Below are 3,977 nucleotides of genomic sequence, written 5' to 3' on the forward strand. Positions count from 1 at the left end.
GTGCGGTGAAGATTCGACACCTCCACCACACACGGGGGCCTTCGCCATGATCAAGCCCGACCCCGCGTTAACAACGCTCGTGATCAATACAACTAGGCCCCCATAGCTGGGGCCCGGTGAAGCAGCGGAACATGCACCTCCAACCACCGGACCCCAGCCACACCCCGACCCCCGCCCGGCCGGCTTCTCCCTCACAGCAGGAGCGGGCAGTCACCCGAGGCTCGCCCTGATTACTCAGACGGGCTCTCCAGTCCGTACAGGCGCTCTCCAGGAGCAGTTGGTCCAAGTGCACTGTGGCGGCGAACAGGCACCCGGACAGGTCGACATCGGCCAGGACCAGGCGGGCCGCATCGACTCCGTGCAGCGACGCCAGCCTCACCCCCGGGGGCCGGGCGCACTCGCAAAAGGAGCCTCTGCCAGCTGGTCGTCGGCGGCAACGAACGGATTTGACTCTGCGGCGATCGTGAGGGGGGAATCGGAAACCGCATGAGCGGAATCTACCGAGGCGTAGCGCAGGAGTACCTCAGCAGTGGATGACCAGTGAGTCCGACGGCACTCCAGGCAAGCTAACGAGAGGGTGACTGGGACGCCGAACGTCGCCCCGGACAGCAGGATTTGCCCGGCACATACCAACGGCCCAACGATGCAGCTTCCTTGAAGGTCGCCGACTGGAACCAGGCGTCACCCTCGAAGGTGGCCGCGGAGCCAGGACGCCGGTGGTTTGGGAGGGGCATTGCTCACGCCATTGAGTTGCCGCCGAAGCGGACAGTCGCAGCTCGATGCTGCTCCGATCGGGTGGTGCAGACCACTGCCTGCGTCGGGCTCCCCTGGCGATGGACAAGATCAGGACTATGTTCCCCTACTGACTGCATCGGCTGAACACGGTGAAGCATTGCGGGGAGACGGCATGAGGTACAGCCCTGGCTTGATGGCCCGCGTGAGCGTGTTTGCGGCGGTATTCGGGCTCGTCGCAGCGTGCGGTTCGGGAGGAGGGGCGGAAGACACTGAGGAGAGTCCCACTCCTTCGCGGCCAAGCCTCACTCTGACGTCGCCGTCACCCTCGCCGTCACCGACGTCGCCGTCACCCTCGCCGTCGCCTTCCGGCAGTTCTTCTTCCTACAGTGGCGAGTCGATCTCTCCGCCAGACCCCGTGCCGTCGAACACGGGCCCCTCGGATGACGGAGGCGCGGGCATCACTCCGACAGGCACTCCGCCTCCGGCCTGCCCCGGTGATCCGGCGTGCCCGCCCTCACCGGACGGTACGTGAACGAACCAGGGCCCCGTTCTTCAACGGGGCTCGAAGGCACAGATCCGCCAGCCGGGACGCCCCCGACGGCGCTGATCAACATCGTGGTCGCGCAAGCGTCGTTCATCGCCGCGCTGATGTTCTACGTGGGGGTGATCTACACAGGCGCGTACTACGGTTACTTCCACCTCTCCCCGTTTGCGCTCGGCTTCGGCTTCGGTGAATTCGTGCTGCACAGCCTGCACTTGGTGACGTTTCCGGTTCTTGTGGGCGCCGCCGCGCTGTTCTTCGTCGTGGCGATCGCCGGACATCAGCCGCATAAGGGACTCCACGGTGTCTTGATGCGCAGCGCCGGACGGGGGGCGTCGGCTCTGGCCCGCCACTATCTGATCGTCGTGGCCGCAGGCTTGCTTCTGCTCGTGCTGTGGTGGCAGTGGCAGGTGCTTCTGCCGTACCGCTGGGCGGGTCCCCTCCTCGTCGGTTTCGGCCTGGTGCTCGGAGTGGTACGGCAGGCTGGCCTCAGCCGCCCGAGGAGCCCGTGGGAGACGGCTTTGCTGGTTCTGGCCGCCGGACTGTTCCTGCTCTGGGCAGTCACCCTTGTCTCCGGCCAACTCGGCGAGCGGAACGCCAGGAACGACGCGCGCAACGTAACTCTGCGCACCGGTCTGGTGGTCCACAGCGCCCAGTCACTCAGCCTCTCGTCGTGGGCGCCCGGCCTACGCCACCGGGATCTCGGTGCGGGCGTCCACCTTCGCCACCGCTACGAGGGCCTGCGGCTCATCGTGGAGCGCGCCGGGCGTTATTACGCCGTGCCCATCGGCTGGCGGGCGCGGACCGACAATGTCTTCATCCTCAGGGAGGGCGAGGGTGTGCGCATTGAGCTAACGCCCGGTGTGCAGTAAGGAGGAGCCCGATCACCCCGCTCGAGACGCCTCCTCTGCGCCACCTGACAGACGGCCCGCCCCGCAGGACATCTGCAGCCCCCGCTTCGGGGCCTCGTGGGTTGGCGTCGCAGGGTACGGCGGTGTGACCGTCATCAGCGGAACGTCAAGCGCACCTCTTCTTCACTGTGAGTGATAACCGATTACCTTCACATTTCGACCATGGCGAGCCCTGGGGGCACCTGTGACACAGATCCGGATTGCCACGTTCAACCTGGAGAACTTCGACGAGGCCGCATCGGGCATGCGCCCGTCGCTGGATGAACGCATCGCGCTAATGAAGCCTCAGATCACCCGGCTGCGCGCAGATATCGCCTGTTTCCAGGAAGTCCACGGCCAGGAACGCCCTGGGCAACCGCGTGACCTGCTCGCGCTCTAGGAGCTTCTCGCCGGCACCAACCTCAAGGGCGCGTCCTTGACCAGCACCAAGCCCGCGAACGACGCGGTCTTCGACGTGCGCAACCTGGTCATCGCCACCCACCTGCCGGTCATCAAGCACCAGCAGCTGAAGAACGACCTGGTCAACGAGCCCCGCTACCAGCGGCTCACCGCCAACCCACCCGACGCGGCGCCGGTTCCCATCGGCATCGAGCGGCCCATCCTTCATGCACAGATCGACATCGACCACGCCGCACCCGGCCAGCTCCTGCATGTCATCAACTTGCACCTGAAATCCAAAATCCCCAGCGACATCCCTGGACAGGTGCTCGACCCTCAGAAGGGCATCTGGCGCACCGCCGACAGCTGGGCCGAAGGCAGTTTCTTGTCGTCCATGAAGCGCATGAGCCAAGCCCTGGAAGTCAGGCGCCTCATCGACCAGATCCTCGACGGCGACCCGGACGCGCGCATCATCGTCGCCGGTGACTTCAACGCCGAGCCTGAAGAAGTCCCGGTCCTGGCGATCTGCGGCAACGTCGAGGACACCAACAACGGCGACCTCGCCACACGGGTCCTGGTCCCCATGGAGCACACCATCCCCACCGAGGCCCGCTACACCCTCTTCCACCACGGCCGCGGCCAGATGATCGACCACATGCTCGTTTGGCTTCGTAGGTGTTCGTTGACTCCGTTTTGTAGGTGAGTTCTGGCTCCACTTGGCGGCCGGAGGGTCTCGTTTGGTAGGCGAGAAGTGACTCCACTTTGGGCGGCGCCGATCAACGTGGCGGCCCCGTGACTGTGGGGGTAATCTCGGGTACTGAAAGAGCGTCAGGCCAGTTGGTACTCCAGCTGTAGATCGTGATCAGGCGCTGTGAGACGCTGCCCTTCATGATCGCCAAGCTGCAGTGTGTGGTGTTGGACTGTGCCGATGTCGTTGAGCTGTCCCGGTTCTACCAGTCGCTTCTCGGCGGCGTAGTGAACCAGCCGGATCCCCGGTGGTCACTCGGCGACGGCTGGGCGACGCTCCACACCGACGGGCTCGTGCTGGCTTTCCAGCGGGTGGAAGACCATCAGCCGCCACGGTGGCCGGATCCCGCTCGGCCCCAGCAGTTCCATCTCGACTTGGGTGTCCCGGACCTGAACCGAGCTCAGGAAGACGTTCTCAATCTGGGCGCCTCACTGCTCGATGAGGGGGACGGGAAGCGCAGTTGGCTCATCTTCGCGGATCCGGCAGGTCACCCGTTCTGTCTCGTCCGGGACTGACAGGAGACACCGCAGCGGTGCGGCCACCGTTGATCATCGTGAGTTGTGTGGACTAAGACGGTGTCTTGATTGGTGATCGAGGCGGGGTCACAGCTCCCGCCACTCACCCAGCTCGCCAGGCGCCCTGGTCTGGATGAAGTTGCGAATGA

At 65.1% G+C, this 3,977-nt stretch carries 4 protein-coding genes; all 4 read left to right on the top strand.

Annotated elements, in window-relative coordinates; all coding sequences use genetic code 11:
• Positions 1 to 1,239: 1,239 nt before the first annotated feature.
• The 4 genes from IO24_RS0139780 to IO24_RS0139790 all read left to right on the top strand — a co-directional run bounded on the left by IO24_RS0139780 (position 1,240) and on the right by IO24_RS0139790 (position 3,828).
• Complete coding sequence (locus IO24_RS0139780) at positions 1,240 to 2,148, top strand: hypothetical protein (RefSeq protein WP_234335454.1); 909 nt, start codon at positions 1,240 to 1,242, stop codon at positions 2,146 to 2,148.
• Positions 2,149 to 2,371: 223 nt separating this feature from the next.
• Positions 2,372 to 2,566: a hypothetical protein gene (locus tag IO24_RS47035; RefSeq protein ID WP_234335455.1), complete on the top strand. Its 195-nt coding sequence runs from the start codon at positions 2,372 to 2,374 to the stop codon at positions 2,564 to 2,566.
• A gap of 36 nt (positions 2,567 to 2,602) precedes the next feature.
• Positions 2,603 to 3,268, top strand: coding sequence for an endonuclease/exonuclease/phosphatase family protein (locus IO24_RS41710; protein WP_234335456.1), 666 nt, complete (start codon positions 2,603 to 2,605; stop codon positions 3,266 to 3,268).
• Positions 3,269 to 3,453: 185 nt separating this feature from the next.
• Positions 3,454 to 3,828 carry a VOC family protein gene (locus tag IO24_RS0139790; RefSeq protein WP_031144721.1) on the top strand — a complete coding sequence of 125 codons (375 nt, stop codon included), beginning with the start codon at positions 3,454 to 3,456 and terminating at the stop codon, positions 3,826 to 3,828.
• Positions 3,829 to 3,977: the final 149 nt, after the last annotated feature.

Origin of the sequence: Streptomyces flavovariabilis, from assembly GCF_000725785.1 — a bacterium.
Lineage (GTDB): Bacteria > Actinomycetota > Actinomycetes > Streptomycetales > Streptomycetaceae > Streptomyces > Streptomyces hawaiiensis.

What these genes read in the sequence shown, in the direction of transcription:
- IO24_RS0139790 (WP_031144721.1), top strand. Translation starts at nt 3,454, where the DNA reads ATGATCGCCAAGCTGCAGTGTGTGGTGTTGGACTGTGCCGATGTCGTT.